This window comes from Mesorhizobium sp. M0808 (assembly GCF_040320025.1).
Taxonomy (GTDB): Bacteria; Pseudomonadota; Alphaproteobacteria; order Rhizobiales; family Rhizobiaceae; genus Mesorhizobium.
The window spans coordinates 1-24,401 of the sequence record NZ_JAMYOX010000060.1 but is presented as its reverse complement, the minus strand read 5'-3'; the positions used below and the strand labels follow the sequence as shown (position 1 = coordinate 24,401).

Annotated in this window: 29 protein-coding genes and 2 pseudogenes; 17 read left to right on the top strand and 14 right to left on the bottom strand. The window is 60.1% G+C overall.

The genetic code is table 11. The features are described 5' to 3' along the window. From NKI25_RS33505 to NKI25_RS33490, 4 genes and pseudogenes are all read left to right on the top strand, one after another. Window positions 1-397: pseudogene (locus NKI25_RS33505) on the top strand (nitrogen fixation protein FixI); the annotation flags it as partial. After that, window positions 394-549: a cbb3-type cytochrome oxidase assembly protein CcoS gene (gene ccoS / locus NKI25_RS33500; protein ID WP_352455561.1), complete on the top strand. Its 156-nt coding sequence runs from the start codon at window positions 394-396 to the stop codon at window positions 547-549. The pseudogene NKI25_RS33505 and the gene ccoS, both read left to right, overlap by 4 nt. 208 nt (window positions 550-757) lie before the next feature. Then, window positions 758-1,864, top strand: a complete 1,107-nt coding sequence (gene nirK / locus NKI25_RS33495) for a copper-containing nitrite reductase (RefSeq protein WP_352593961.1) — start codon at window positions 758-760, stop codon at window positions 1,862-1,864. A 39-nt stretch (window positions 1,865-1,903) separates the two neighbouring features. Continuing rightward, complete coding sequence (locus NKI25_RS33490) at window positions 1,904-2,785, top strand: SUMF1/EgtB/PvdO family nonheme iron enzyme (protein WP_502897487.1); 882 nt, start codon at window positions 1,904-1,906, stop codon at window positions 2,783-2,785. A gap of 58 nt (window positions 2,786-2,843) precedes the next feature. Here NKI25_RS33490 and NKI25_RS33485 read toward each other — a convergent pair whose 3' ends face one another. Together NKI25_RS33485 and NKI25_RS33480 are read right to left on the bottom strand one after the other, a co-directional pair. Then, complete coding sequence (locus tag NKI25_RS33485) at window positions 2,844-4,019, bottom strand: NnrS family protein (protein ID WP_353000628.1); 1,176 nt, start codon at window positions 4,017-4,019, stop codon at window positions 2,844-2,846. 102 nt (window positions 4,020-4,121) lie between these two features. After that, a complete protein-coding gene (locus NKI25_RS33480; protein ID WP_352622933.1) occupies window positions 4,122-4,559 on the bottom strand; it encodes a pseudoazurin in 438 nt (145 codons plus the stop codon). Window positions 4,560-4,709: 150 nt separating this feature from the next. Between NKI25_RS33480 and NKI25_RS33475 the strand changes: the two genes are divergently transcribed. Then, window positions 4,710-5,411, top strand: coding sequence for a Crp/Fnr family transcriptional regulator (locus tag NKI25_RS33475; protein ID WP_352578065.1), 702 nt, complete (start codon window positions 4,710-4,712; stop codon window positions 5,409-5,411). Between the two features lie 4 nt (window positions 5,412-5,415). Here the strand turns inward: NKI25_RS33475 and NKI25_RS33470 are convergent, their stop codons facing one another. From NKI25_RS33470 to NKI25_RS33440, 7 genes are all read right to left on the bottom strand, one after another. Beyond that, on the bottom strand, window positions 5,416-5,601 hold the full coding sequence (locus NKI25_RS33470) for a DUF1858 domain-containing protein (protein WP_352594021.1): 186 nt from the start codon (window positions 5,599-5,601) through the stop codon (window positions 5,416-5,418). A 133-nt stretch (window positions 5,602-5,734) separates the two neighbouring features. Then, window positions 5,735-5,878, bottom strand: a complete 144-nt coding sequence (locus tag NKI25_RS33465; protein WP_352455556.1) for a hypothetical protein — start codon at window positions 5,876-5,878, stop codon at window positions 5,735-5,737. A gap of 65 nt (window positions 5,879-5,943) precedes the next feature. Further along, on the bottom strand, window positions 5,944-6,402 hold the full coding sequence (locus NKI25_RS33460) for an RrF2 family transcriptional regulator (RefSeq protein ID WP_352578066.1): 459 nt from the start codon (window positions 6,400-6,402) through the stop codon (window positions 5,944-5,946). Between the two features lie 55 nt (window positions 6,403-6,457). Beyond that, the gene (locus NKI25_RS36630) at window positions 6,458-6,922 is read right to left on the bottom strand and encodes a group III truncated hemoglobin (RefSeq protein WP_502897485.1); all 465 of its coding nucleotides are present in this window, start codon (window positions 6,920-6,922) and stop codon (window positions 6,458-6,460) included. A 379-nt stretch (window positions 6,923-7,301) separates the two neighbouring features. Beyond that, window positions 7,302-7,511, bottom strand: coding sequence for a DUF6455 family protein (locus NKI25_RS33450; protein WP_352640996.1), 210 nt, complete (start codon window positions 7,509-7,511; stop codon window positions 7,302-7,304). A 165-nt stretch (window positions 7,512-7,676) separates the two neighbouring features. Beyond that, window positions 7,677-7,829, bottom strand: a complete 153-nt coding sequence (locus tag NKI25_RS33445) for a putative universal stress family protein (RefSeq protein ID WP_352956996.1) — start codon at window positions 7,827-7,829, stop codon at window positions 7,677-7,679. Continuing rightward, the gene (locus NKI25_RS33440) at window positions 7,826-7,960 is read right to left on the bottom strand and encodes a hypothetical protein (protein ID WP_352640975.1); all 135 of its coding nucleotides are present in this window, start codon (window positions 7,958-7,960) and stop codon (window positions 7,826-7,828) included. The genes NKI25_RS33445 and NKI25_RS33440 overlap by 4 nt, the downstream gene beginning before the upstream one ends. A gap of 218 nt (window positions 7,961-8,178) precedes the next feature. Here NKI25_RS33440 and NKI25_RS33435 point away from each other — a divergent pair, with 218 nt between their 5' ends. Then, on the top strand, window positions 8,179-9,726 hold the full coding sequence (locus NKI25_RS33435) for a sensor histidine kinase (protein ID WP_352594019.1): 1,548 nt from the start codon (window positions 8,179-8,181) through the stop codon (window positions 9,724-9,726). Next, complete coding sequence (fixJ, locus tag NKI25_RS33430; protein ID WP_352593955.1) at window positions 9,716-10,330, top strand: response regulator FixJ; 615 nt, start codon at window positions 9,716-9,718, stop codon at window positions 10,328-10,330. The genes NKI25_RS33435 and fixJ overlap by 11 nt, the downstream gene beginning before the upstream one ends. On the opposite strand, the gene NKI25_RS33425 is transcribed toward fixJ, so the two are convergent. Further along, a complete protein-coding gene (locus tag NKI25_RS33425) occupies window positions 10,327-10,554 on the bottom strand; it encodes a hypothetical protein (protein ID WP_352825017.1) in 228 nt (75 codons plus the stop codon). The two genes, fixJ and NKI25_RS33425, sit on opposite strands and share 4 nt — an antisense overlap. Window positions 10,555-10,825: 271 nt before the next feature. Between NKI25_RS33425 and NKI25_RS33420 the strand changes: the two are divergent. The 6 genes and pseudogenes from NKI25_RS33420 (at window position 10,826) to NKI25_RS33395 (ending at window position 15,184) form a co-directional block, all read left to right on the top strand. After that, window positions 10,826-11,265: pseudogene (locus NKI25_RS33420) on the top strand (pyridoxamine 5'-phosphate oxidase family protein). A gap of 160 nt (window positions 11,266-11,425) precedes the next feature. After that, complete coding sequence (gene trxC / locus NKI25_RS33415; RefSeq protein WP_352593953.1) at window positions 11,426-11,875, top strand: thioredoxin TrxC; 450 nt, start codon at window positions 11,426-11,428, stop codon at window positions 11,873-11,875. Window positions 11,876-11,877: 2 nt separating this feature from the next. Continuing rightward, on the top strand, window positions 11,878-13,131 hold the full coding sequence (locus NKI25_RS33410) for an MgtC/SapB family protein (protein ID WP_352622935.1): 1,254 nt from the start codon (window positions 11,878-11,880) through the stop codon (window positions 13,129-13,131). 158 nt (window positions 13,132-13,289) lie between these two features. Beyond that, window positions 13,290-13,880, top strand: coding sequence for an NAD(P)H-dependent oxidoreductase (locus NKI25_RS33405; protein WP_352593952.1), 591 nt, complete (start codon window positions 13,290-13,292; stop codon window positions 13,878-13,880). A 322-nt stretch (window positions 13,881-14,202) separates the two neighbouring features. Continuing rightward, window positions 14,203-14,493 carry a hypothetical protein gene (locus NKI25_RS33400; protein WP_352593951.1) on the top strand — a complete coding sequence of 97 codons (291 nt, stop codon included), beginning with the start codon at window positions 14,203-14,205 and terminating at the stop codon, window positions 14,491-14,493. Window positions 14,494-14,737: 244 nt separating this feature from the next. Continuing rightward, window positions 14,738-15,184: a pyridoxamine 5'-phosphate oxidase family protein gene (locus NKI25_RS33395; protein WP_352455548.1), complete on the top strand. Its 447-nt coding sequence runs from the start codon at window positions 14,738-14,740 to the stop codon at window positions 15,182-15,184. Window positions 15,185-15,404: 220 nt separating this feature from the next. Here NKI25_RS33395 and NKI25_RS33390 read toward each other — a convergent pair whose 3' ends face one another. The 4 genes from NKI25_RS33390 to NKI25_RS33375 form a co-directional block, all read right to left on the bottom strand. Beyond that, window positions 15,405-15,752, bottom strand: coding sequence for a hypothetical protein (locus NKI25_RS33390; protein ID WP_352593950.1), 348 nt, complete (start codon window positions 15,750-15,752; stop codon window positions 15,405-15,407). Window positions 15,753-15,754: 2 nt separating this feature from the next. Then, window positions 15,755-16,333, bottom strand: coding sequence for a hypothetical protein (locus NKI25_RS33385; RefSeq protein WP_352593949.1), 579 nt, complete (start codon window positions 16,331-16,333; stop codon window positions 15,755-15,757). A 295-nt stretch (window positions 16,334-16,628) separates the two neighbouring features. Continuing rightward, on the bottom strand, window positions 16,629-17,990 hold the full coding sequence (locus tag NKI25_RS33380) for a glucoamylase family protein (RefSeq protein WP_352640974.1): 1,362 nt from the start codon (window positions 17,988-17,990) through the stop codon (window positions 16,629-16,631). 22 nt (window positions 17,991-18,012) lie between these two features. Then, on the bottom strand, window positions 18,013-18,657 hold the full coding sequence (locus NKI25_RS33375; protein WP_352570955.1) for a CBS domain-containing protein: 645 nt from the start codon (window positions 18,655-18,657) through the stop codon (window positions 18,013-18,015). A gap of 302 nt (window positions 18,658-18,959) precedes the next feature. On the opposite strand from NKI25_RS33375, the gene NKI25_RS33370 reads away from it, so the two are divergent. The 4 genes from NKI25_RS33370 (at window position 18,960) to NKI25_RS33355 (ending at window position 24,273) form a co-directional block, all read left to right on the top strand. After that, window positions 18,960-19,667 (top strand): ABC transporter ATP-binding protein, encoded by a 708-nt coding sequence (locus tag NKI25_RS33370; RefSeq protein WP_352622939.1) that lies wholly within the window; start codon window positions 18,960-18,962, stop codon window positions 19,665-19,667. A 5-nt stretch (window positions 19,668-19,672) separates the two neighbouring features. Beyond that, window positions 19,673-22,036 carry an ABC transporter permease gene (locus NKI25_RS33365; RefSeq protein ID WP_352622945.1) on the top strand — a complete coding sequence of 788 codons (2,364 nt, stop codon included), beginning with the start codon at window positions 19,673-19,675 and terminating at the stop codon, window positions 22,034-22,036. 3 nt (window positions 22,037-22,039) lie between these two features. Beyond that, the gene (locus NKI25_RS33360) at window positions 22,040-23,266 is read left to right on the top strand and encodes an efflux RND transporter periplasmic adaptor subunit (protein WP_352593945.1); all 1,227 of its coding nucleotides are present in this window, start codon (window positions 22,040-22,042) and stop codon (window positions 23,264-23,266) included. 638 nt (window positions 23,267-23,904) lie between these two features. After that, on the top strand, window positions 23,905-24,273 hold the full coding sequence (locus tag NKI25_RS33355) for a hypothetical protein (RefSeq protein WP_352455540.1): 369 nt from the start codon (window positions 23,905-23,907) through the stop codon (window positions 24,271-24,273). The last annotated feature ends 128 nt before the right edge of the window (window positions 24,274-24,401 follow it).

Below are 24,401 nucleotides of genomic sequence, written 5' to 3'. Positions count from 1 at the left end.
GATGGTTGGCGACGGCTTGAACGACACGCCTGCGCTGAGCGCGGCGCATGTTTCGTTCGCGCCGGCCACGGCCGCCGACATTGGCCGCAATGCGGCGGATTTCGTATTCCTGCGCGAAAGCCTTCTGGCAATCCCCCTCGCGCTGGACGTCTCGCGCAAGGCGGGAAGCTTGATTCGCCAGAACATCACGATCGCCATCATCTACAATGCCGTCGCCGTGCCGATCGCGATCCTGGGGCACGTCACCCCTCTTATCGCCGCGATCGCGATGTCCGCGTCTTCCCTGCTTGTCATCGGAAATGCTCTGCGTCTGCGAGGTTCTATGCCAGATTCGCCGGCCAAAGATGTCCGGCGCGACAGGCTGTCCGACAGCAGCAAACTGGCCCAATCCTCATGACCACCCTTGCCTACCTCATCCCTGTCGCCCTGTTCCTTGGTGCGCTTGGCCTGGGGGGCTTCCTGTGGGCGTTGAGGAGTGGCCAGTACGAAGATCTTGACGGAGCTGCCGAGCGGATCCTTATCGATCGGGAAGACAGACTGGAGCGCTGATCCAGGGCCGAGGGCTGACAAACAGCGCCGGTGCAGCCAACCGCTCCCACACACCTTCCCCACTGCGACTATGCCGCGCACGATTGCTGTTTCCGGGGTTGTTGCTGCCTAACACTGAACGCCACCAATTTGCGCCAGCGCAAAGAAACGCTGCGTCAGGCCAGATACCTTCTGCTCATCCGCAACGGTTGAGAGATAGGAGACTGACATGATCACGCGACGCGACGCCCTTTTCGGAGCAGCGATTGGCGCTGCCACCGTGGCGGCACTGCCGGCATTTTCGGCAACGGTGACAAAGACGGACATTCGAGGGTTCGCCCGCGAAAAGATCGAGCTCGTGGCACCGCCCTTTGTGCATCCGCACGATCAGATCGCCACGGTTGGACCGAAAATCGTCGAGTTCACCATGACCATCGAGGAAAAGCCCGTCGTCATCGATGCCGACGGCACGACGCTCAATGCGATGACCTATAACGGCTCGATTCCTGGCCCTCTGATGGTCGTGCATCAGGACGACTATGTCGAACTGACGCTCATCAATCCCGACACCAACTCACTCGCTCACAACATCGATTTCCACGCCGCAACCGGCGCGCTGGGCGGCGGCGCCCTGACGCTGATCAATCCCGGCGAGCAGGTGACCTTGCGCTTCAAGGCAACCCGAACGGGTACGTTCGTCTATCACTGCGCACCCGGTGGCGCGATGATCCCATGGCATGTCGTCTCCGGCATGAGCGGCGCCATCATGATCCTGCCGCGCGATGGGCTCAGGAACGACAAGGGCGAACCGGTAAAGTACGACAAGATCTTCTACATCGGCGAGAACGACTTCTATATTCCGCGCGACGAGAAGGGCAACTTCAAGACCTACGAATCGGCCGGCGACGGTTACGACGACATCGTCAAGGTCATGCGCGGGCTGATCCCGACGCATGTGGTGTTCAATGGCAAGGTCGGTTCGCTGACCGGCGACAATGCGATGAAGGCGAAGGTCGGCGAGACCGTGTTGATCGTCCATTCGCAGGCCAACCGCGATACGCGACCGCATCTGATCGGTGGCCACGGCGACTATGTCTGGGAACAGGGCAAATTCGCCAATCCGCCGGCCAAGGATCTGGAAACCTGGTTCATCCGTGGCGGCTCCGCGGGGTCGGCGCTCTACACGTTCCTGCAGCCCGGCGTCTACGCCTATGTCAATCACAATCTGATCGAGGCCGTGGAACTCGGTGCGACCGCTCACTTTATGGTCGAGGGCGAATGGAATGACGACCTGATGACGCAGGTCGAGGCGCCGACACCCCTCGCCACCAACTGACGGCACTCCAATTTGCCCGGACAGCGATGCTGTCCGGGCATGGACAAAGCGATGTCTCCATTGATCCTCAAGGTTCTTCCGGTCGCCCTCGTCGCCGCTGCCGTTCCGGCAGGGCTCTCGATACAGACGGTCTTCGGGGATCGACAACCTCACCCCATCGCTATGACGGTTACCTTGCTTTCGGGTTCGATCACCTATCCGACGCCAGGGGAGTTCCTGATGGAGGGACGCCCGCAAGCCAATCCCCGCCTCAAGCGGCAACTCAACAGACCTCTCGAAATCATGGCCTACCAGATCAGCGCGGCCGACTATGCGGACTGTGTGTCGGCAGGAAGCTGTCAGCCGGCACAGGAGACGCGCGCGATCCCAAGCAACGCTCCCGTAACTGGAGTGAGCTATCTCGATGCCAATGCCTACGCCCGGTGGTATTCGCAAGTGACGGGCGACCAATGGCGGCTGCCATCCGACGAAGAATGGGCGTTTGCCGCGGCGGAGCGGTTCGCAGGGGAATTTGAGGGTGTCGAAAACGACGCCAACAACCCCGCCAGACGCTGGCTCACCAGCTACAAGGCCGAGGTGGACCTCAATCGCAAACCGGACCCGTTGCCCAAGAGCCGTGGCTCTTTTGGTTTCAATTCCCTGGGCCTCGCCGACTTTTCCGGCAATGTTTGGGAGTGGACTTCGACTTGCTATGTCCGCACCACATTGCCTGCGGATGGAAGCGGCGTTGCGAGTTCGGTCGACAATTGCGGCGTCCACGTCCTTGAAGGGCTTCACAGAGCCTACATGTCGAACTTCGTCAGCGACGGAAAAAGCGGCGGCTGTGCCGTTGGCACGCCTCCCGACAATCTGGGTTTCAGGCTGGTCCGGGACCATCGGGGGTGGGCGAACCGTATCGTCGGCTACCTCGGCATTGCCTGACAAATCAGAAGCGGCTTTTCCATTCGCGTTTCGACGGTCGCCTGCTCTCCCCGCCGCCTCACCGCACCTTTGGCCTCATCAACGCACTTCCATAGATCAGAATGAAGCCGGCAAATGCCGCCACCCATGCGGTGCCGGCCATGTCGATCACTATGTCATAGGGGACGAAGGCAGCCAGGATTCTCAATGATCCTGCGAGGAGGACGGCTCCAAAAATGAACGAGGCGCCTTTTCCAGCCTTGAGCTCTCGCCCGGTGTGACCGAGCGTTGCGCGGGTCATCACGGCAAGCGTCATCGCGCCGACCGCGCCAGTTCCGAGTGCGTGGAGTCCCGCCGCCGCCGGCACGGCATCGGGGAAGAAGATCGACACCGAGACAAGGGCGAGACCGACCGGCACGAAGGCATATGCGAGATGGAGTACGAGCACCAGCGGATCCCGCAAGGTGCGCTCGCCGGCCCACCGCGACAAGCGCCACGCCTGGCTGATTGCAGCGGCCGCCAGGAGCATTCCTGAGGCGCTGTTGTCGGGCGCGAACGTCCATGCTCCCAGCGCGATGGCTGAGATGGCTATCGATGCCATGTCAAAACGGTCGAACGGAGCAGGCAGCCGGCCAGGATTTTCGCGGACGAGCCAGTTGCGGGTGAAGCTCGGAATGATGCGCCCGCCGATCAACGAGATCAGCATGATCGCCGCGGCCATGCCGAGCCTGGGGCTGATGTTGGATGTGCCTTGGCTATGCGCCTCGATATGGAACGCGCCGTTGGCGCATGCCAGGACGGCAAGCGGCAGCAGCACCTTGAGATTACGCCAGTTCCTTCCCGCGACGATTTCGCGCCCCGCCGCGGCAGCAACCGCAAGCAGAAATGAGCCATCGATCACGGCGGCTGCTTCCCAGCCGATATCCGCCGAGACAAAGACAGCGACACGGCCGGCAAGCCACAGGACCACCAGCGCCAGCAGCGGCAGGCCTTGCACAGGCAGCCGGCCGGTCCAGTTGGGAATGGCGGTCAGCAGGAATCCGGTGACGATCGCCGACAGATAGCCGAACAGCATCTCGTGAATATGCCAGTCGACGGGAACGAACGCACTGTGGGCATTGAGTTCGCCGGCATACATCGGCAGCCAAAGCAGAATGGAGAGCGCGGCATACAGCGACCCTAGGAAGAAGAAAGGTCTGAATCCGTAGGAAAGAAATGCGGGCCCGGTGTAGGCCCGCAGGCGTGGAATCCCCATGATTTGCGTCTCCAAATGAACAGGGCCGGATGAACCGCCGCCCTCGGTCCGTCCGGCCCGCGCCCGCGCTTTATGTGGCAGGCATGGCTGTATCGAATGCCGTCAGTTGGCCGGGATCTGGGTGAACAGGTCGGCGAATACTGTCTTTGCCTTCCCGGGATGCTTGACCGCTTTGGCGGTATCGAGATTGACCGGCTTGCCGACAACGATCAGCGCGACCATGCCCATGCCGTAGTGCGGCGCGCATTTGACGCCATACACACCTTCCTGGGTGAGTGTGACGGTGATCTCCTCGCTGGGCTTTCCCTTGAAAGGCTCAGCGCCATCCGGAAGCATGCCCTTGATCGACTCTGCGTCATGGCTCTTGTCGGTCGGCACGAACTTTACGGTATCGCCGGGTACTGCCTTGACGAAGGCCGGCTGGAAAACCATGGCGCCCTTTTCGCCCTTGTTGAGCATTTGCACCACATGCTCTTCCGCGCTTGCGCCGCCGGCGAGCGCGAGGATGGAGATTGTGGCGGCGAGGATGGAGAGTTTCATCGGTTCGTCCTTTTGTTTCGTCGTCACGGCATTTGGCCGTTCCATGCCTTTTAGCCTGACAAGCCCCGGCAGAATTTGCGCTGGCGCAAACTCGGAGTAGAAAGCTCTTCCATGGACTGATGCGAAACTACAGGATCGTGAGGAATCCGCTTGGCTGCGTTGGACCGATCGCTGATATCGCGGCTGCCGCTCTTTCAAGGACTGACGCCCGACGAGCAGAGCGAGATCCTGCGAGATGCGCGGTCGTCTCGCTATGCCAAGGAGACGACGATCTTCGCGCAGGAAGCCGATGCCCATTCCTTCTTCGTGCTGATCGCCGGGCACATCCGCGTCGTCCGCACCACGCCGGATGGACAGCAGGTCATCGCTAGATACATCAGCGAAGGCGAGATCTTTGGCGTCGCCGCAGCCCTTGGCCGGACGACTTACCCCGCCAGCGCAGTCGCGGCGGTGGACTGCGTGGTGTTGGCCTGGCCCAACGCGCTATGGCCGGAACTGGCGAAGCGGTTTCCTGTGTTTGGGGCGACCACCTACCGGACGGTCGGAAACAGGCTGCAAGAAACCCAGACGCGGGTTGTGGAGATGTCCACTGAACAGGTGGAGCAGCGCGTTGCTCACGCGCTGCTGCGACTGGCAAATCAGACTGGTCGGAAGACCGACAGCGGCATCGAAATCGACTTTCCGATCTCGAGGCAGGACATTGCCGAAATGACGGGGACGACACTGCACACGGTCAGCCGGCTGCTCAGCAAATGGGAAGAGAATGGGATAATTGCCAGCGGACGCCAGAAAGTCACTGTCAAGGACGCGCACCGGCTTGTGGTCCTCTCAGGGAGTCGAACCAAGCGCTGATTTATCACCTGCGCGCTCGAACAGCCGATTCCAAATCCACCAGGAAGGCGGTCTCATTGATCTGATGCTCTCGGCACGCCTCAGCGATCGTATGGAAGGTACCGATTGGACAACCGACGCAAAGCATCCTGTATCTCAGCACGACAGCCACCGTTGCCGGCCATTTTCTCATGATCTCGTCGACGACCATGTCGGAATTGAACGAACTGAGCTCCTTCACGATGAAGTCTCCGCCATTGCGAAGCGTCTTAATAGATTCCTCTCAGGCCGCCTTCTTTGCGCTTTCGCAACTTTGATGAGCATTGCCGTTTGGCTAGGAAAAGCTAGACAAACGTCATGACCATAATTGCACCGATGACAATCAGAACAAGCCCGCCGATCAGCATAGGGAGCAGCGTGTTGTTCAGGTCGACGCCCGACTCGAATTGGTTGGCCACCGGTGTGTCATTTTTGTCTGGGTCAGTCATGCTTGTCTCCACGGGCCGGCAGACGCGAACCGCGCGGCGTTGCGGTTGAATTGTCGATCGAGGCCTTACCCATGCTTATCGTACGCCGAAGCTTCGGATGCAGGCAGCCCGCCGACAAAGTCCTGGGGCATCAATGCGACGTCGGCCAGCGTGTAACGATCAAGGGTGTTCTGGAAGGAGGCCATCGCGTCGCCGAACATTCCTGAAAGTTTGCAGCGGCCGGTGAGCACGCACTGATTTCCGGTCCCGAAGCACTCCACAAGCGCGAAATCTGGCTCCGTCAGCCGTACCACGTCGCCGATCCGGATCATCTCGGGGCTCCGCCCGAGGGCTAGCCCACCGGAGCGGCCGCGGACCGCTTTCAAGTAACCGCCGCGCGTCAGGGTGTTGGCGACCTTGTTGAGGTGCGTTTTGGATACCTTGAACGTGCGTGCCACCTCCTCGATCGTGATCAGGCGATCACCGGCAGAGGCCGCGTACATTAGCATCCTCAAGGCGTAGTCCGAGAAATTGGTCAACCGCACTAATGGTTCCTCTTTGCAATTCTCGTACAGGAGCCACTTACAATCCAGCTCCGCATCACAGGTCCTTCTCGACGATCGGTTCAATGCCCATCGTAATCTCGCCACGGCTGAAGGCGACCGCGAGACGGAAGCTGTGAGCTATGCGCAGTGCGCGGTCCATGAACAGCGCCGCAACCTCGGGTGGGCAAACACGGCGCACCGTTGCGCGAAACAGCTTTAGCCAACGCCGGAAATGCGCGACTCCAAGGCCGGAGATCGCCAGGTGTGGCGGTAATGGACGGCCTTCATAACGGGACGACCGGAGCAGCGTAGCGGACCAGAAGTCGCACATCTTAGCCAGATGGCGCGGCCAAGCCTCAGGATGGATAGCGTTATGAAAGATGGGGCCGAGAAGGTCGTCGCGGCGAATCTCATCATAAAAGCCGTCAACCACAAGACGGATCATGGCCTCGTCAAGCACGTCTGGCAACGGGGCACCACCGATGACGATCGTTTTGTTGCTCCGACCATTCGCAATCATGTGCATGCTCTTGGTTTTCGAAGACCCAAAGACCTCAAAATAATTCCCACACTCAAACAGCTCCGCAACGCACCGAGTGAAGTCGCGTCCATGATGACGATTGATGCATTTGCTACAAAGGAGGCCTTCGTCGGTATGGGTCGGAATCGCACCTTAAAGAAAGATTGTCAATATATCTTATTGGCGGGCAGCTCGTGGCTGGAGGGGCCGGTCGGCTGTTTAATGAGAGCGGAGTTGCAGGCATTCGCGGGCGGTGTGCGCCGGAACGCCATCAGCCAGCAGATGCGAAACATTGGCCGAGCAATGACCGCCCAGGAAATCGAGGAGCTGCAGCACGCGGCCTTGGTGACGCGATCTGCGGTATGCCTGCACAACCGCTCTATCGTTGGCCGGCTGCGTGCTGCAGCCGTGCGATCAGGTCGCGGTTGCGGCAATAGTCTGGCGGATCATCAGCTTGCTGGTGTTCATCAAGCCAAGTCGAGCATTCATCCTGGTGCCCGCAGGAGCGACACCGGTCGACCGCTCGATTGGTGACGGCAACATGGTCCGGAACGACCTTCAAATATTTGTCGACGCCGAGCTTCTGCATCATGCGGCTCATCAAGGCGGTCCTGGCGTCAACTGAAATCAGGTAGTCGAGAAAACTCATGTCGTTTCGCTCCCGTTTTCTGGCAGATCATTGCGATATCGGCGATCGCTGCATTGATCTCGGTCAACAGGCGTCTCCCTCGTGGTGATATCTATCGTGCGTGCCTCAAGAAGGTCCTGATGCGACCGGCTGCCAATACAACATGAAGCGGTTGATGCTGCTCTCTTCCATCAACGTACGCGTGACGCCGCCGAACGCCCATTCCCGCAGGCGGCTATGACCGCATGCGCCGGAAACCATCAGGTCTGTATGGATCATGCGTGCGAACGCCACCAGCTGTTCGCCATCACCATCGCCGGGATGAATTCGGTCCGCACCGTGATGCCGTGGTGCTCAAGAAAGACGGGGACGTCCGCGAGGCTGTCACAGATGCTTTCTTTGTAGCACATTTGTGGTCGCCTTTCGCTGGAGCGTTTGGATGCTATGATGAAGTGCATCCGCCGGCACTCGACGCCTTGATGCGTGTCAAATGACACTACTCACCGGATCCCGAACCTCTGACTATGCCGGTTTTTGCGTGTGCAGAAAGAGCGATGAATGATAGTTAGAATGCGTTGCGGGTTCCCTGATCAAAGGACTTGATTTGGACGACAAACAAACACGTGACCTGTCGACCGGCGTTCGCGCCGAAGGGCGGGTCGCGGCCGAACACGACCGGCTCTCCCAGATGTTCGAGCAGGCCCCTGGTTTCATGACCTTGATGCGTGAGCCGGGTCATGTATTCGAGCTGACCAATGCCGCCTATCAACGTCTGATTGGCCAGAGGCAAGTGATAGGAAGGTCGGTACGCGAGGCCCTGCCCGAGCTCGAAGGCCAAGGATTCTACGAACTGCTGGACCAAGTATACGAAACGGGCAAGCCCTACAGAGGTCAAGGCGTGAAGGTCGCCCTTCGCAACAAGGACGGCGAGCCGGTCGATGAACGCATCCTCGATTTCGTATATCAGCCCATCAAGGCTGACGATGGTCGCATCACTGCGATCTTCGTCGAAGGCACCGACGTCAGCGAACTCTCCTATGCAAACGCCGCACTTCGACTGCGCGAAGATCATTTGCGTTCGATCCTAGCGACAGTGCCCGATGCAATGGTGGTCATCGACGAACAAGGCCGTATTCAATCCTTTAGCACGGCTGCCGAAACGCTGTTCGGCTACCAGTCCAGCGAAGTCATCGGCCAGAATGTCAATCTGCTGATGCCGTCGCCCTACCGCGAAGAGCATGATGCCTATCTTCACCGCTATTTAGCGACAGGGGAGCGCCGGATCATCGGGCTCGGTCGCACCGTCACTGGAATGCGCAAGGACGGCTCGACCTTTCCGATGGAACTCTCTGTCGGCGAGATGCATCCGGGAACCGGGCGCTTCTTTACCGGCTTCTGCCGCGACTTGACCGAACGCCACCGGGCGGAGGCAAGAATACAGGAGCAGCAGCTGGAGCTTCTCCACATGGCGCGGTTTACTGCGCTCGGCGAAATGGCCTCGACGCTTGCCCACGAGATCAACCAGCCGCTCACCGCCATTACGAACTACCTTAAAGGCAGCCGGCGGCTTCTCGAAAAAAGCACGGAAGACAACGCGCCGATGCTGAGGGAGGCCGTCGAAAAAGCAGCGGAACAGGCCTTGAGGGCCGGAGACGTCATTCGCCACCTTCGCGATTTCGTCGCAAGAGGCGAAAGCGAGCGCCAGGTCGAACGCCTGCCGGCGATTATCAAGGAAGCCTCGTCACTGGCCCTGGTCGGCGCAAGAGAAATAGATGTCCGCGCCAGCTACAAGCTTGATCCCGCCGCCGAACTGGTCTTGGCCGACCGCATCCAGGTTCAGCAGGTTCTGCTGAACCTGATGCGCAATGCGATTGAAGCCATGCAAGGCATGCCACGCCGCGAGCTGCAAATCATAACCATAGCCCGTGATGACGGCATGGCTGAGGTAAGCGTGGTTGACACAGGCACTGGTCTCGCGCCGGAAGTCTCCGCCCAGCTTTTCCAGCCATTTGTCACGACCAAAAAGCAGGGCATGGGGGTTGGCCTCTCTATTTGCCGCACGATCGTCGAGTCGCACGGCGGTCACATCTGGGCTGAGGCAATGCCGGCCGGAGGAACCGCCTTCCGGTTCACCTTGCGCATCTGGGAAAAGGAAGAGGTCGCCAGTGGCCGGTAGCAATCTTGTGCACGTCGTCGACGACGACGTCGACGTTCGCAAATCGCTTGGTTTTCTGTTGGCGACGGCCAACTTCGCCGTGCGCTTGTACGAATCGGCGACAGCTTTTCTGGCGGTGGCCACGAGCAGTCTTGACGGCTGCATTGTGACCGATGTGCGCATGCCGGGCATTGACGGCATCGAGTTCCTGCGACAGCTCCGGAGCCGCGGGCATACGCTTCCGGTCATCGTCATGACGGGTCATGCCGATGTGGCCCTCGCTGTTCAGGCGATGAAGGAAGGTGCCGCCGACTTCATCGAAAAGCCGTTTGACGACGAGGTGCTGATCGAAGCGATCCGCTCCGCATTGGACAGTCGCAATCGGACGGAGGCGACACACCCACAAGGCGTGGAAATCCGTGGTCGTCTGGCGGCCCTGTCGGAGCGGGAGCGACAAGTGCTGGACGGCCTTGTGTCCGGCCTGCCGAACAAGACGATTGCCTATGACCTCGGCATCAGCCCGCGCACGGTCGAGATCCATCGCGCCAATGTCATGAGCAAGATGGCCGCGAGCAGTCTGTCGCATCTCGTGCGCATGGCTTTGGTTGTGGAGTCCAAACGTTAAAGCGAGTCAGTAAGAGACCTGTGGTTGTTTGCCGGGATCGTATCCGGCACCCAGTCTCGCCAGTGGGTCGGGTGAACGTCGATGCGTGCGCGGGTGGCGGCGTTCTTCCAGCCTTCCCGCTCCTTGATGCACGGAAAGACAAGCGCATGTTCGCCGTCCTCGTCGAGGACGGCCAGTTCCAGCTCACGATCGAACGGAGCGCTTGAGATCGGCTTCCACATCATCCCCTATGATGGGTGGGAGCAGCAGGCCCCGCCTTGATCTGGATCATTTTCCAAATCCCCACTCCGGTATGGACGCTGACACTGACATGGGCCGCCATGCGAGTCACCGGCGGGCCTAGCCATGGTTGTCGATTCATCTGTTGGCCGACCGACTCCTTGATCGTGATCAATGACCTCCCTGGCGGCAGGGCTACGATCCGCGATGCCGAATATCAGAGTCGATGGAGCACCGGCGACACCGTGCTGTCACGAAAAACAGGAGATCGCGCCGATGCTGATCCGCACGCTTTCTGCTTTGGAATGTACAAAATTGCTGACGGCCAACCGGGTCGGCCACTTGGCATGCGCTAAGGATGGACACCCCTACGTCGTGCCATTCTACTATGCCCACGCCGACAATCACCTCTATGCATTTTCCATGCCGGGCAAAAAGGTCGACTGGATGCGTGCCAATCCGCTGGTGTGCGTCCAGGTGACGAACGCGGCCAAGGGCGGGCATGGAGAAGCGTCGATCGTGTCTATGAAGAACTGCCTGATCGGATCGGCTACAAGGTTCAGCGCGACCATGCGTGGTCGGTGTTGACCAAGCACGTCGACTGGTGGGAGCCTGGCGCTCTGAAGCCGGTTACGCCTCCTTTTTCGGACAGCACTCCGCATGTTTTCTTCAGGAACGTTATCAAGCAGGCATCGGGTCGGGAAGCAAAGGAATAGCGTGCTTCCCGTCCGAACACCGCGGGCGCACAGCCGCTGTGGATTGTGCCGTGCAATCCGTTTTCACGCCAATTCGTCCATCGCGCAAAAAAACATTGGAAGTCCGAGCCAGCTTGGGGATAGGCACTCTGTGGCGCATGTATACCAGTGGTGAAGGGCGATGGCGCAGGAAAATCTGGTGGTGTGCAGCAAATGCGGCGGAATCAATCGACTGCCGCCAGCGCGCGATGCCAAAAACGCAAAATGCGGAAAGTGCGGGAAAAAGCTGTTCTCAGGCCACCCCGAGGACGTCGATGCACGAACCTTCGATCGTCAGGTCAAGCGAGGCACCGTTCCCGTTGTCGTGGATGTCTGGGCGCCATGGTGCGGGCCCTGCAAGATGATGGCGCCCGCATATGAAGCCGCAGCAAACGAACTGGAACCGCATGTTCGGCTGATCAAGCTCAACTCCGATAATGAGCAGGCCGTTTCAGCCAGGCTCGGCATTCGCGGCTTCCCGACCATGATCCTGTTCCATGGCGGACATGAGGTTGCGCGCACTTCCGGTGCAATGACGGCGGGGCAGATCGTCCGGTGGATCCGCGACCACCTGCCTGTGGCCGGCGCCTAATCGTGGATCCGCTCATCGCCCGACTCGGACTTGCACTGACTATAGGCCTGCTCGTCGGACTGGAGCGCGGCTGGCGAGAGCGGGACGCGCCCGATCGTAGCCGGACGGCCGGAATTCGAACCTACGGCATATCCGGTCTGCTCGGCGGCATTCTCGCAGCTCTGGCCGATGCTCTCGACGCAGTGTCCGTGCTGGTCGGTGGTTTCATCGCCTTTGCGGCAATCTTCGCCTGGTACAAGGCGCGTGAGGCAGCCCATGATGAGGATTTCAGTGTTACGGCGGTAGTAGCAGCCCTTTGCGTGTTCGCGCTCGGTGCATTGTCCGTCGCAGGCGATTACCGCGCCGCTTCTGCAGGAGGAACAGCACTCGCGGCCATCCTTGCCAGTCGAGAAATCCTGCACGGCCTCCTGAAGCGGCTGACCTGGATCGAGCTTCGTTCCGCGCTGATCCTGGCTGTGATGAGCGCGATCATCCTGCCCTTGCTGCCAAACCGGACGATGGATCCATGGGGCGGCTTCAATCCATGGGAAGTCTGGTTCCTCACGGTGCTGATGGCGTCGATATCGTTCGCCGGCTATGTCGCCGTTCGCGTCCTGGGGACCACCCGCGGCCTGCTCGTCAGTTCGCTCGCCGGCGCCATCATCTCTTCCACCGCCGTAACCGTGGCGCTGGCCCGCAACGCCGTGTCGGGAAGCAATCCTCTGCCGCTCGCTGGCGCGGCGTCGCTGGCCGCAATGGTTTCCTTGCTACGCGTCTGCGCCGTGGTTCTGATCGTCGAGCCAATCGTGTTCGCTTCGGTTGGCATTCCCGCAATTGCCGCGGCGCTCTCCTTCGCTGCTTGCGGAGCATTGCTGCTGGCTCGGGACAGCGGGGATCACGAGGGTCCCGCGGTCGCGCGCAATCCATTCGACCTAGGCCCGTTGCTGCTCTTTGCCCTGCTGTTTGCGATCGTCGCGACCGCGAGCGCTGCATTGGCTGCTCAATTCGGCGGACGCGGCTTGCTGGCGAGTTCGGCGTTTGCAGGCATGTTCGATGTCGATGTCTCGGTTCTCAGTGCCTTGCGCCTGGTCAAGCATTCGGTCCCTGTCGAGACCATTGGCCAGGCGGTGCTCGCGGCACTGGCAGCAAACGCGATCTGCCGCCTGTCGCTGGCCGCATTTGCCGGCCCGATCAGGTTCTGGTTCCCGCTCGCAGGTGCAACCCTCGTCGCCGCAATAGCCGGCTACGGCACGATGTTGCTGCCATCGACCTTCTGATAGCGCCGAGAACCGGCCTCTTTTGATGCCGATCAAGGGCCAAGCCGGACAGCCGCTTTATGAAACTCCGCGAAGGAGTACGCCATGATCAGCTTGAAGGGTCTCACCCCGAAATTCCGGCACGTCCGGTTGGTGCCAAGCCGCCTCGGAGGTAACCCATGCCGCGGCGCATCTTGATTGTTGTCGGCCATCCCGATCCATCGCCGCACCGGCTCTGCCGTAGTCTCGCCAAGGCCTATGCCGAGGGAGCGGAACTGGCGGGGCATGTCGTCCGCCGGGTCGACCTCGCGGCACTCGATTTTCCAATGCTTCGGACGGTGCAGGAGTTCGAGCACGGCGCGATTCCCGACAGCCTAAAGGACGCCGCTGAAGCGATAGTCTGGGCGGAGCACATTGTATTTGTCTTTCCGCTGTGGCTCGGGACCGTGCCGGCTCTGCTCAAGGCTTTTCTGGAACAGGTGATGCGGCCGGGAACTGCCTTTACCTACCGGGACAAGGGTGGCGGCTTGCCCAGGAAACTGCTCCGCGGCCGCTCCGCTCGCGTCGTGGTCACGATGGGCATGCCGGCCGTTCTTTACCGGCTATGGTTCCTCAGTCACGGCATTGCCGGCATGCGGCGGAGCATTCTGCGTTTCGCCGGCGTGAGCCCGGTGCGCGAAACCTTGTTCGGCATGGTCGCGGATGCCACCGATCCGACGCGGGCGAAATGGTTCGAACAAATGCGCAGGCTCGGTGAGCGGGCGCTTTAGCACGATCGTCTTCAACCGGAACAGCAAAACTCCCCTTTCGCACGAATGCAAAGGTGGGCGAACGTGAGAATTGGCACGGCTTTGCGAAGTGCTGGTCAGCAAAGGCTCGCCCGCCGACGTCGCAATGGACCCTGAGCGCACTGCTCGCCTCGGCCTTTGTCGTTGCGCTCGGCTACGGAATCGTCTTGCCGGTCCTGCCGATGATGGTCGAGCGGCTTGCCGGTGCGACAGATCCGACATTCAATGCGCGGCAGATTGGCTTCCTGACTGCTGCCTATGTCGCCGCGCCGGTGGGCGCCGCTTTCCTCTCGGGGAAGTGGTCTTGTTTGATCGGGCGCAGATCTGTCCTCTCCAGGGACTTGTCTTCTCGCCGCTCGTCAACCCGGCAGCGGCGAGGCTGCTTGTGGCTCCTGCCCTCCTGGTGATGGCGATGGGTCTGGCGGTTGTGCCGATACTTGCCGGGCTCACGGAAATGCTGTTTGCGGTTTCCGTTGTTTCGGCTTCGGCCGGCGTGATCAGCCCGCTGCCCGCCTACTGGGTGTCGCGCATCAGTGCACGACGCCAAGGTATGGAACTCGGCATCGAGTCGGCAGCGGTCAGCCTCGGGCGCTAGTGGGCTCCGCGGCCGCCGGCCTGCTGTTCGGGGTTCCCCGGGCTGGAAGGCGCCGCCTTCTTCGCCGCTGCCGCAGCAATGGGCCTCGCCGCGATTGCAAGCCTGAAGCTGCCGCTGCCATTGGCGTGCGCACATTCCGAGGCGCGGTCGAGCCCTGCCGACCGAGCGGACGCAGCAGTTTGATCCACGTCATTGCGAGTGCGGCTGCCAGGATGTGAAATACAAAAAACAGGAGATCTCATCGATGCTGATCCGCACGCTGTCTTCACTCGAATGTACGAAGTTGCTAGCGGCCAATCGTATTGGCCACTTGGCATGCGCGAAGGACGGGCAACCCTACGTCGTGTGTTTCAACTACGCCTACGCTGACACTCACCTCTACGCGTTTTCCTTGCTAGGCAAGAAGATCGAGTGGATGAGAGCCAATCCCTTAGTGTGCGCCCAGGTCGAGGAACACGGCCAAGGACGCGGATGGAGAAGCGTCATTGTCGACGGCCGCTTTGAAGAACTGAGTGACCGGACCGGCCACGAGTTTCAACGCGGTCATGCATGGGCAGTGTTGAGCAAGCACACGGACTGGTGGGAGCCTGGCGCGCTCAGGCCGATCACACCTCCCGTGTCAGACAGCACACCGCACGTTTTCTTCCGGATTCTCGTAGAAGAAATTTCGGGCCGGGAGGCAATAGAATAGCTGTTTTCCGGTAGATTGACGCGTTGCACGGAACGCAAGCACCTGGCTGACAGTGGATTGCGCCGGGCCGATCGTTATTCAGCCTTTGAATTCTCAGCGCGACATTTCGATCGGCGCCGATGATCGCGAACGTGCCGGTGGCAAGGGGAAGCTATAGATCGCGCGAACTTGGCCGCTTTCGATGGACCATGCCCGCGCCCAACTCAAGTAAGTTTCTTCTCTACCTGCCCTGGATGAGGTCCATGACAGGCGGGAACGTCAGCAATACGCCTACCGCCAGCAACGCGAAGGACACAGAAAGGACCTTTGCCATTTCCACGTTCTTTGGGGCCCACCTGCGCGAAAGGATAAACCAGGCAATCAACCAGACGATGACTGCGCTGGTCGAGACGCCGGACAAGGCGCCGGTTGGTGTATAAAACGTGAAAAAGTGGTTGAGTGATGTAAAGGCATCGCCGGCCAAGGCGAATATCCCCATAGCGGCAGATCCAATTCCAGCGGCCAGGATGGCGGCCGCACCGGGACCGTTGGGAATCTCGTCCGGCCTGATAGGCTTGATATTGGCCATGACTATTCGCCCTCCTGTTCACCGGCGATGATTTCAATCATCGCGCCACCACGAACCGGGGCGTATTTGTTGAGAAACGCCCCGAAAGCACCCGCTACACCAGTCGCCACGAAGGCAACAACCGCGAAGCCGATGACGGCCGTGCGGATTTCTTTCTGCCTGGCCAAAGCCGGTCCGTATTTGGCGAAGACATAGGCGACCATCGTCATGGCAATTGGCGCAAGCCAAGCCACGTGCTCTTTCCACTCCATCCCCAAGCTATGCCACGCGGATGTCTTCGGGTTGGAGGTCAGCAGAAACTTTGGATAGTCGGCCAAATTGGTAACCCCTGGGGGCACCGCCGCTCGATACCACGGATATACTATGTAGGCACCCGACAGCACCGCACCCCAGGCAAGGAAGACCATTATCGAGAGATAAAGCAAAAGCAGATTGTGTTCTCTGGCGCTTGGGATGGATGGGGCTCCAGGCGCAGACATTCGATAGAGCTCGGCAAGTGCACCCGAAAACGCGAGCATAAAGAGTGCTCCAAAACCCATACCGTGGAATACTGTCATAAGATCGCGGGAAGAGATTTCCATGACGTCATCTCCTACGTTGACAAGCTTTGATCAAAGGCCGATGGGGGCGTTCCGCTTTGATCGAAATCAATTTGCGATATCCGATAACATTATTTTGAAGCTTTATTTGAACAAACTTGCCACTGCCCTGCTTCGTAATGCAAGACGCCTACGCGCAGCTGTTGGCGGCCGGCGCTGAAAGGGTCGTGAGGACGGACCCCATTCCGCATCCGCCGAATGCGATTTCCCTCGCCGGCTTAACGCTCGCCTATTTCTCAGCCTTCGTCGTATCCACCCGAACTCAATCCATGCCGAATCAAGCAGCCGGCGTCGACTCCTGATTGAACTCTTTCAACCAGCCACCTTCAAATCCCGCCCGTTGCAGGCCGGTGCGAATATACCGGCATGAGCGCATCAGCCGCCACAGGAGGCCGCTGCATTCGTTCTCGATCATGAGCACGACGGGACCTTCGTTGAGGCCGAAATGCCAAGGCGAAACCCACCATCCAAAGGCGTTGCCGGATGTTCCTGGATGCGTCGGATTGAAGGCCGCCTTGAAACCATAGGCATTGGCGGCCTTGAGCTTGGCTTGGTGGATGCAGAAGCTGATCGCCGGCCGGACGATTTCGGGAGCAAAAGGCAGGGAGGCAGCGACCGACCATGGAGCGAGCGTGCCATCGTCGGGACCATAGGGCACGCCGCGCGCGACATAACCTTCGAACTGGCGCTCGATGCCGTTCAACTTGAGCGTGGAAGGACCAGGCCCCTCGCTTGCGGTGATGCCCCAGCAGTGTTCGCCATAACCCTCAAATCCACGCGGATTGTCGACGGCGTAGCGTTGCTGAACGAATGTGGCCCGTCGGCTGTTCTCGAAATAGTCGCTTCCCTTGCTGCGCATGAAGGCATCCTGGATGTCACGAAAATCGATCCAGACATGGGAAAGCTGGTGAATGAACAGCGATCCAGCATAAAGATACTCGTAGCCGTAACAATTTTCCCATCGGAATGTTGCGGTCCAGGCGGGGTAGCTAGTCTCGGGCAAGGGGTGGGTCGGCGAACCCAGTCCCAGGACATAGAGCAAGAGCGCCTCGTCATAGCCTTGCCAGCGATATTTCAGGAACCCGTGCTCGGGTGTCCAGCCGTGGGCGACGGTCTCTCCCCCGTCCTGCGCCCAGCGCCAATCGGCACGGTGATAAAGCGCCTCGGCCAAGGTACGGATCTCGGCCTCGGGCGCGGTGTCGGCATCGAAATACTGCCCTGCAGCCAGCGCGCCCGCCAGCAGGAACGTGCTGTCGATCGTCGACAGCTCGCATTGCCAGGTCCGCCGGCCGGTCTGCATGTCCAGGAAGTGATAATAGAAGCCGCGGTATCCGGTAGCGTCGGGCTCGGGGCCCTGCGGACTGTTCCAGAAGAAGCGCAGCGTGGCCAAGGTGCGTTCCGCGGCCGCGCTTCGCGTCATGAATCCGCGCTCGACTCCCACCGGATAGCAAGCCAGCGCCAAGCCGGTGGCCGCAATGCTTGCCGGCCAATCCGCCTCGGTCTTGTCCAGGATGAGACCATTGGCGGGGTTCGCCTCATGAATGAAGTAGTCGAATGTCTCCCGCTGCAATATCGCCAGATCGTCTTGCATGGCAGAGGTGTTCGCGACGCTGTTGGTCTCGGGAGAATGCGCTCGCATCGCGCTGCGTTCCCCCCGCTGTTCACGGATGCGCCAGACACAGATGGTCGAACACACCTTTGACGCCCCTGACGCCTTCGGCAACCACGCGCACAGCATCCCGTTCACTCTGCGATCTGACCGCACCCGAAAAATGCACCAGGCCATCAGTCACCATAAGCGTTAACGCGTCTGCTTCGACCCCTGCGTCCTCTCGCAGCCGTGTAAGAATGCTGCGCCGGATCGCATCGTCACCTGCCGCCGTAGCGTCGTCAAACCTCGTCGCAACGACGACGCGCAGAAGATCGGCGCGGCTGACGACGCCGACCAGACGCTGTCCTCTCATCACCGGAATGCGCTTTATGCCGTGCTCCTGCATCAGCGCAACAATTCGCGCTATCGGGGTTTCCTCGTCCGCCACGATGACATCCGAGGTCATCAGATCCGCCACTTTCCAGCTGTGGCCCTTCACATAGCTGCGCGGTGCACCTATCGGAAATACTGGGGCACCCAGTTCTGACCTGCGCAGGAAATCACCCTCGCTCACAATTCCAGCCAGGCGGCCTTCGTCATCGACGACAGGCATGCCGCTGATGCGATGATCCAGCATGATCCGCGCTGCATGTCTTACGCTGTGGTCAGGCGACACGGCAACAATGTTTGGACTCATTACATCCTTTGCTTTCATCTGCCTCATCCTTGGCTCAGTTCAAGTGAACAGGCGCCCGAGCGCCAATCGGCGGCATCGTAGCGTAAATGCCGCCGACCTCTTTGAGGCAAGTCAATGCCGGTTCCGAACCGACCGGTGCGGGCGACTTGACTGCTCCCACAACATGTCGAGCGGCTACCGGAACACATGACCGCCCCCGAAGCGGTTTTGATTTGTATCAATGTCGCGCTCACCTCGACGGGTGACTGTGCCATGCGACCTCGCGGATTGATGTCTGCGCCGACGCGACAAGTGCCTCGAACATGCGATCCCTGGCGGCCATGGCTGATACTGTCTTCACCGCAAGAGCGCTGACCAAAACCTACACCTCGGGCGAGACGCAAGTGCTTGCGTTGCGTAAGCTGGATCTTGAGATCGCGGCGGGAGAGATGGTCGTTCTGCTTGGACCGTCGGGCAGCGGGAAGTCGACCCTGCTCAACATCATGGGCGGGCTTGACCACGCCACGAGTGGCCAGTTGTTCTTCAGGGACCAGGAACTGACCAACCTCGATGATCGGGGGCTGACTGCCTATCGGCGGCAGCACGTCGGGTTCGTTTTCCAGTTCTACAACCTGATCCCCAGCCTGACCGCTTATGAAAATGTCGCTCTCGTCACGGAGATTTCCGATCATCCGATGCGCCCGGAGGAGGCTTTGGCGCTAGTCGGGCTTCAACCGAGGATGCACCATTTCCCGGCTCAATTGTCCGGTGGCGAACAGCAACGCGTGGCCATTGCCCGTGCCATCGCCAAGCGCCCGGACGTGTTGCTTTGCGACGAGCCGACAGGCGCGCTGGATTCCAAGACAGGCATCCGGGTAATCGAGGCACTGCTCGGCATCAATGCCCAGCTTGGCACCACGACACTCATCATCACGCACAACGCCAGCATCCAGGATGTCGCCGACCGCGTCCTGTTTTTCGCCGACGGGCAGATCTCCAGAATCCGCAAAAACGAGGTTCGCCGGACTGCTGCGGAACTTGTCTGGTGAACAGGATGGGGGCGCTGGACATCAAGCTCCTCCGCGACTTCGGGCGGCTCTGGGCGCAAGCGCTTGCCATCGCCCTCGTCATTGCCGGAGGCGTGGCGACGCTCATCCTCGCCGTCGGATCCTACCGTTCCCTGGACGAGACGCGCACTGCCTACTACGAACGCTACCGCTTCGCCGACGTCTTTGCTTCGGTAAGCCGCGCGCCAAAAACGCTTGTCGACCGGATTGCCGAGATTCCCGGCGTTGCTTCGGTCGACACACGAATTGCCAAGCTCGTGCTGCTTGACATACCGGGTTATCTGGAGCCGGCGACAGGTGAAGTCATATCCCTGCCCGAAACCCAGGAGGCTTCGCTCAACCTGCTCTACATGCGTGTTGGTCGCATGCCGGAGCCCGGACGCGCCGAAGAGGTCGTCGTCAACGAGGGCTTTGCCTTGTCCCACCGCTTTCAGCCCGGGGCCCGATTCTCGGCAATATTGAACGGCCGGAAACGTGAATTGACGATTGTCGGGATCGCGCTGTCTCCCGAGTTCATCTACGCGGTCGGGCCAGGTGACATCATGCCGGACGATCGTCGCTTCGGCCTCATCTGGATGTCGGAAAAAACGCTCGCCAGCGCCTACGATCTCGATGATGCGTTCTCGTCCGTGTCGTTGAAGCTGCTGCGGGGCGCGTCCGAGAGTGAGGTCATGATGCGCCTGGACGCCCTGCTCGAGCGCTATGGTGGCCGAGCGGCCTATGGCCGGAAGGACCAGACTTCGCACGCCTGGCTGAACCACGAACTCGATATGCTCAACAACATGAGCCGGACCCTGCCACCGATTTTCCTTTTGGTGTCGGCATTCCTGGTCAATCTCACACTGAGCCGGCTCGTTGCGCTGGAGCGCGAGCAGATCGGGCTGATGAAGGCGCTGGGATACAACAACGCCAGCATCGTCATGCACTACCTCAAATTCGTCACCGTCATCGTGATGATCGGCATTGTAATCGGCAGTGCAGCGGGCACTTGGCTGGGGATGCGCATCACCAGTCTGTTCGGTGACTTTTTCCATTTTCCGTTCCTCGTCTTCACCAAGAGCCCGGACCTCTACGTCATTGCCGCCGCGCTCAGTCTCGTCGCTGCAATCATCGGGGCTGTGCGAGCGCTTCGAGAGGTCGTGCGATTGGCGCCTGCCGTCGCGATGCAGCCGCCGGCGCCTCCGCGCTATCGGCGACTGCTGCCTGCGAGCTTCACAGTCGACAGGTTCATGTCGCAACCGACCACGATGATGTTGCGCAATATCACTCGCCATCCAGTCAGGTCGTTGTTCACGACGCTTGGAATTGCGCTGGCGACAGCCATCCTGATTGTGTCACTTTTCACTGGCGATGCGATGGAGCAGCTCATCGACGTGACGTATTTCCTGGCCGACCGTCAGGACGCCACCGTCAGTTTCGTGGAAAAACGCCCGCTGGACGTCGTGCTGCAGATCGCGCGGCTTCCGGGCGTTCTCGCCGCGGAGCCCTACCGCGAGGTGCCGGTCCGCATCAGGAGCGGAAACGTCGAGCGCCGGATCATGATCAGCGGCAGGCGGCGTGACGCCGATCTCAACCGCATCATTGATGTCGACCTGCGGCCGGTCGTTCTGCCGGAAGCGGGCCTGGCGATTTCGAGCATGCTTGCTAGGATTCTCGCGGTGAGGGTCGGCGATTCCGTCGAGGTCGACTTGCTCGAAGGAGCGCGGCGGACCTCTGTCGTTCCTGTGGCAGCCTTGGTCGAAGATTACTTCGGCATCCGCGGGATAATGGATTCAGAGACGCTCGCGCGCCTGATGCGCGAAGCGCCGTCTGTGAACAGCATCAATGTCAGCCTCGACCAGAACAGCCGGGAAACGTTCTATGCCGCCATCAAGAACCTGCCGATTGTCGGCGGCCTGGCTCTGCAGAGTGTGTCGCTTGCGAATTTCCGCAAACTGGTTGCCTTGCTGATCACGACAATGGCCAGCATCTACACCGGGCTGGCTGCCGTCATCGCGTTTGGTGTCGTCTACAACAGCGCCCGGATCTCGCTTTCCGAACGGGCGCGGGAGTTGGCCAGCTTGCGCGTCCTTGGCTTCACCCGGGGTGAAGTGTTGCGCATCCTGCTGTTGGAACTCGCCCTGCTCACATTGATCGCGCAGCCGCCTGGATGGCTCATTGGCTTTGGTCTTGCCTGGATTATGCAGAAGAACCTGGCCGGCGAACTGATGCGGGTGCGCCTGATCGTTGAGCAGTCCACCTACGTCTTCGCCAGCGCGATCGTGATCGCCGCGGCCGTGCTTTCCGCGCTCGTCGTTCGCCGAAGGCTCAACGAGCTGGACCTTGTCACCGTTCTCAAGACACGGGATTGAACCATGCACACGATCTGGATGAAGCGAACGTTGGGCATTGTAGCGTTGACCATCTTGGGCGCCGGCGCCGTCTGGTTCGCATGGCCGCGGCCGATTGCAGTGGATCTGGCAACGCTGACGAAAGGTCCCATGGAAGTCACGATCGACGACGAAGCGAAAACGCGCGTGCGTCACGTCTATACGGTGTCAGCCCCGATCGCCGGCAAAGTCCTGCGGATCTCTCCACCCCGCCACATCGGAGACCACGTCACCAAGGACGAAACCGTCGTGGCTGTGATGCAGCCGACACTGCCGAGCTTTCACGATGCGCGCACCCACGAGGAACTGCTGGCGGCGCTGGCTGCGGCCGATGCGACGGTAAACCTTGCGGCAGCCGAAATGCGCCGGATCGAGGCTGCGCTTGTATTTTCGAGAACGGAGTTGGGGCGGGCGGAAGCACTTGCGCGCACTGAGGCGATTTCTCTCAAAGCCCTCGATGGCGCCAAGTTCGACGTCGAAACCAATGAGGCAGCCCTGGCCAGTGCAAAAGCTCAGCTGGAGGTCCGCCGAAACGAGCGTAACAGCGTTGCAGCCCGGCTTGGTGAGCAGTCGGGAACCGCGCCGGAGCCAGATCCCGCCTGCTGCATACAGTTGCGCGCTCCCGTGGCAGGCAGCGTGCTGAAGATCATTCAGGAGAGCGAAGGGGTAGTCCAAGCCGGTGCACCGCTGATCGAAATCGGCGACCCGCTCGATCTCGAAATCGTCGCGGACCTGTTGTCGACCGACGCTGTCCGCATAAAGCAAGGCGCGCCGGTCTGGATCGACAACTGGGGTGGACTGCCGGTCCAGGGCCGCGTCTCCCGCGTCGATCCGGCGGGCTTCACCAAGGTTTCCGCACTTGGCATCGAGGAACAACGCGTCCGCACGACGATCGACTTCACCGACCCTCCGGCGAAGTGGTCGGGGCTAGGACATGATTACCGCGTGATAGTGCATGTCACGATCTGGAAAGGCGATGACATCCTGGCCGTCCCGGTGGCTGCCCTGTTCCGACAAGGAGACGACTGGGCGGTATTCGCGGTAAGGGACGGCCGTACACGGGTATCTATCATCAAGATCGGTCAGCGAAACAGCCGTACGGCGGAGGTTCTGTTGGGCCTTGCCCCAGGCGATCGCGTGGTACTGCACCCGAGCGACAGGGTCACGGACGGCGTGACCGTCGCGGAGCGCGATGTCCAATACTCTCAATAGCTAGTGTCGGAACGGCAAAGTCGATGGGAAAGGCGGAAACCAGCGGGAACTGGCGGGTGGACAACAAAGGACGACATTTATGGCGAGACGGCACTTCGACGGATTATGTTTGAACGTCTTCTTTTTAGTCCTCTCGCGGCGTCCCTCCGGTGAGTAGCAACGATGCCTCGGGTCAGGTCACGACATCGTCGTGATGACCTGAATGTCGGCCAGCTCTCATGTGTCGTCCCAGCCTAAAGCCAACCTGTCGCAATCAGCCCAAGGCTGACGAGCGGGCATGCGCCGCATATCGGCCGTTGAGGTCGAGCTTTGCTACCACGGGACCGGTCGATAGTGTCTCGAGCGTTTGTGATCTTCTTGTGAAACCGCTCACAAAGCCAGGATCGCCAACGCTTCTACTCATGCTATGATCTCTTTAAGGCCATGCAAGAACAAGTAATTTGTTCTTGCTGAGTCTATCGCCGCGCAAAGACATTGTGCTTAGCACCCGCATAATGAGCCTGCCAGCCGCCTTGTGCGCTGCAGGCGACGAGGACTATCCAGCCTCTGAACGTCTCCGCCAACGCCGACATGGACATTCGATTCGAACATTGACGCGAGAGGTGATAGTCTGACCTTGGAACCTTGGAAGGAGGAAAATGCGCGCCATTGCACTATTTGCCGGCGTGTTGGTGACTCCGCCCTCGATGGCGGCGGAGCAGCTGATCTTTTACACAGCTAGTTTTCCAGATGCCACGTCGGTCCAGCTCAGCGTCGTGAACAACAATGTCTCGCTATATGGGGACTATGACTTTGACGTCGCTATTGGCCTAGTCGAGACGGACGCGAACGGCGCCATCAGGTATGAAGATGGCGGCAGGCACCGTGCACAAGTTCGCTGTAACTATCCGGCATATGTGAGCGTAGGTGCGCGAAAATATCCCATAGAGATGCCTCTGAGCCGCTCCGCACGTGACGACTGGAAAGAAAATCTCTGGAGGATTTTCTGCCCGGCACCTTCATCCTGACTTCCGTACCCATGGCATTGCTCGACCGGGTTACTTGATACCGGTGACCGTGATGCGTCCGTTGACGCGATCGGCTGTGAACTCGATCGCCTGACCCGTTTTGACCTTGTCGAGCAGGCCCTGCTCGG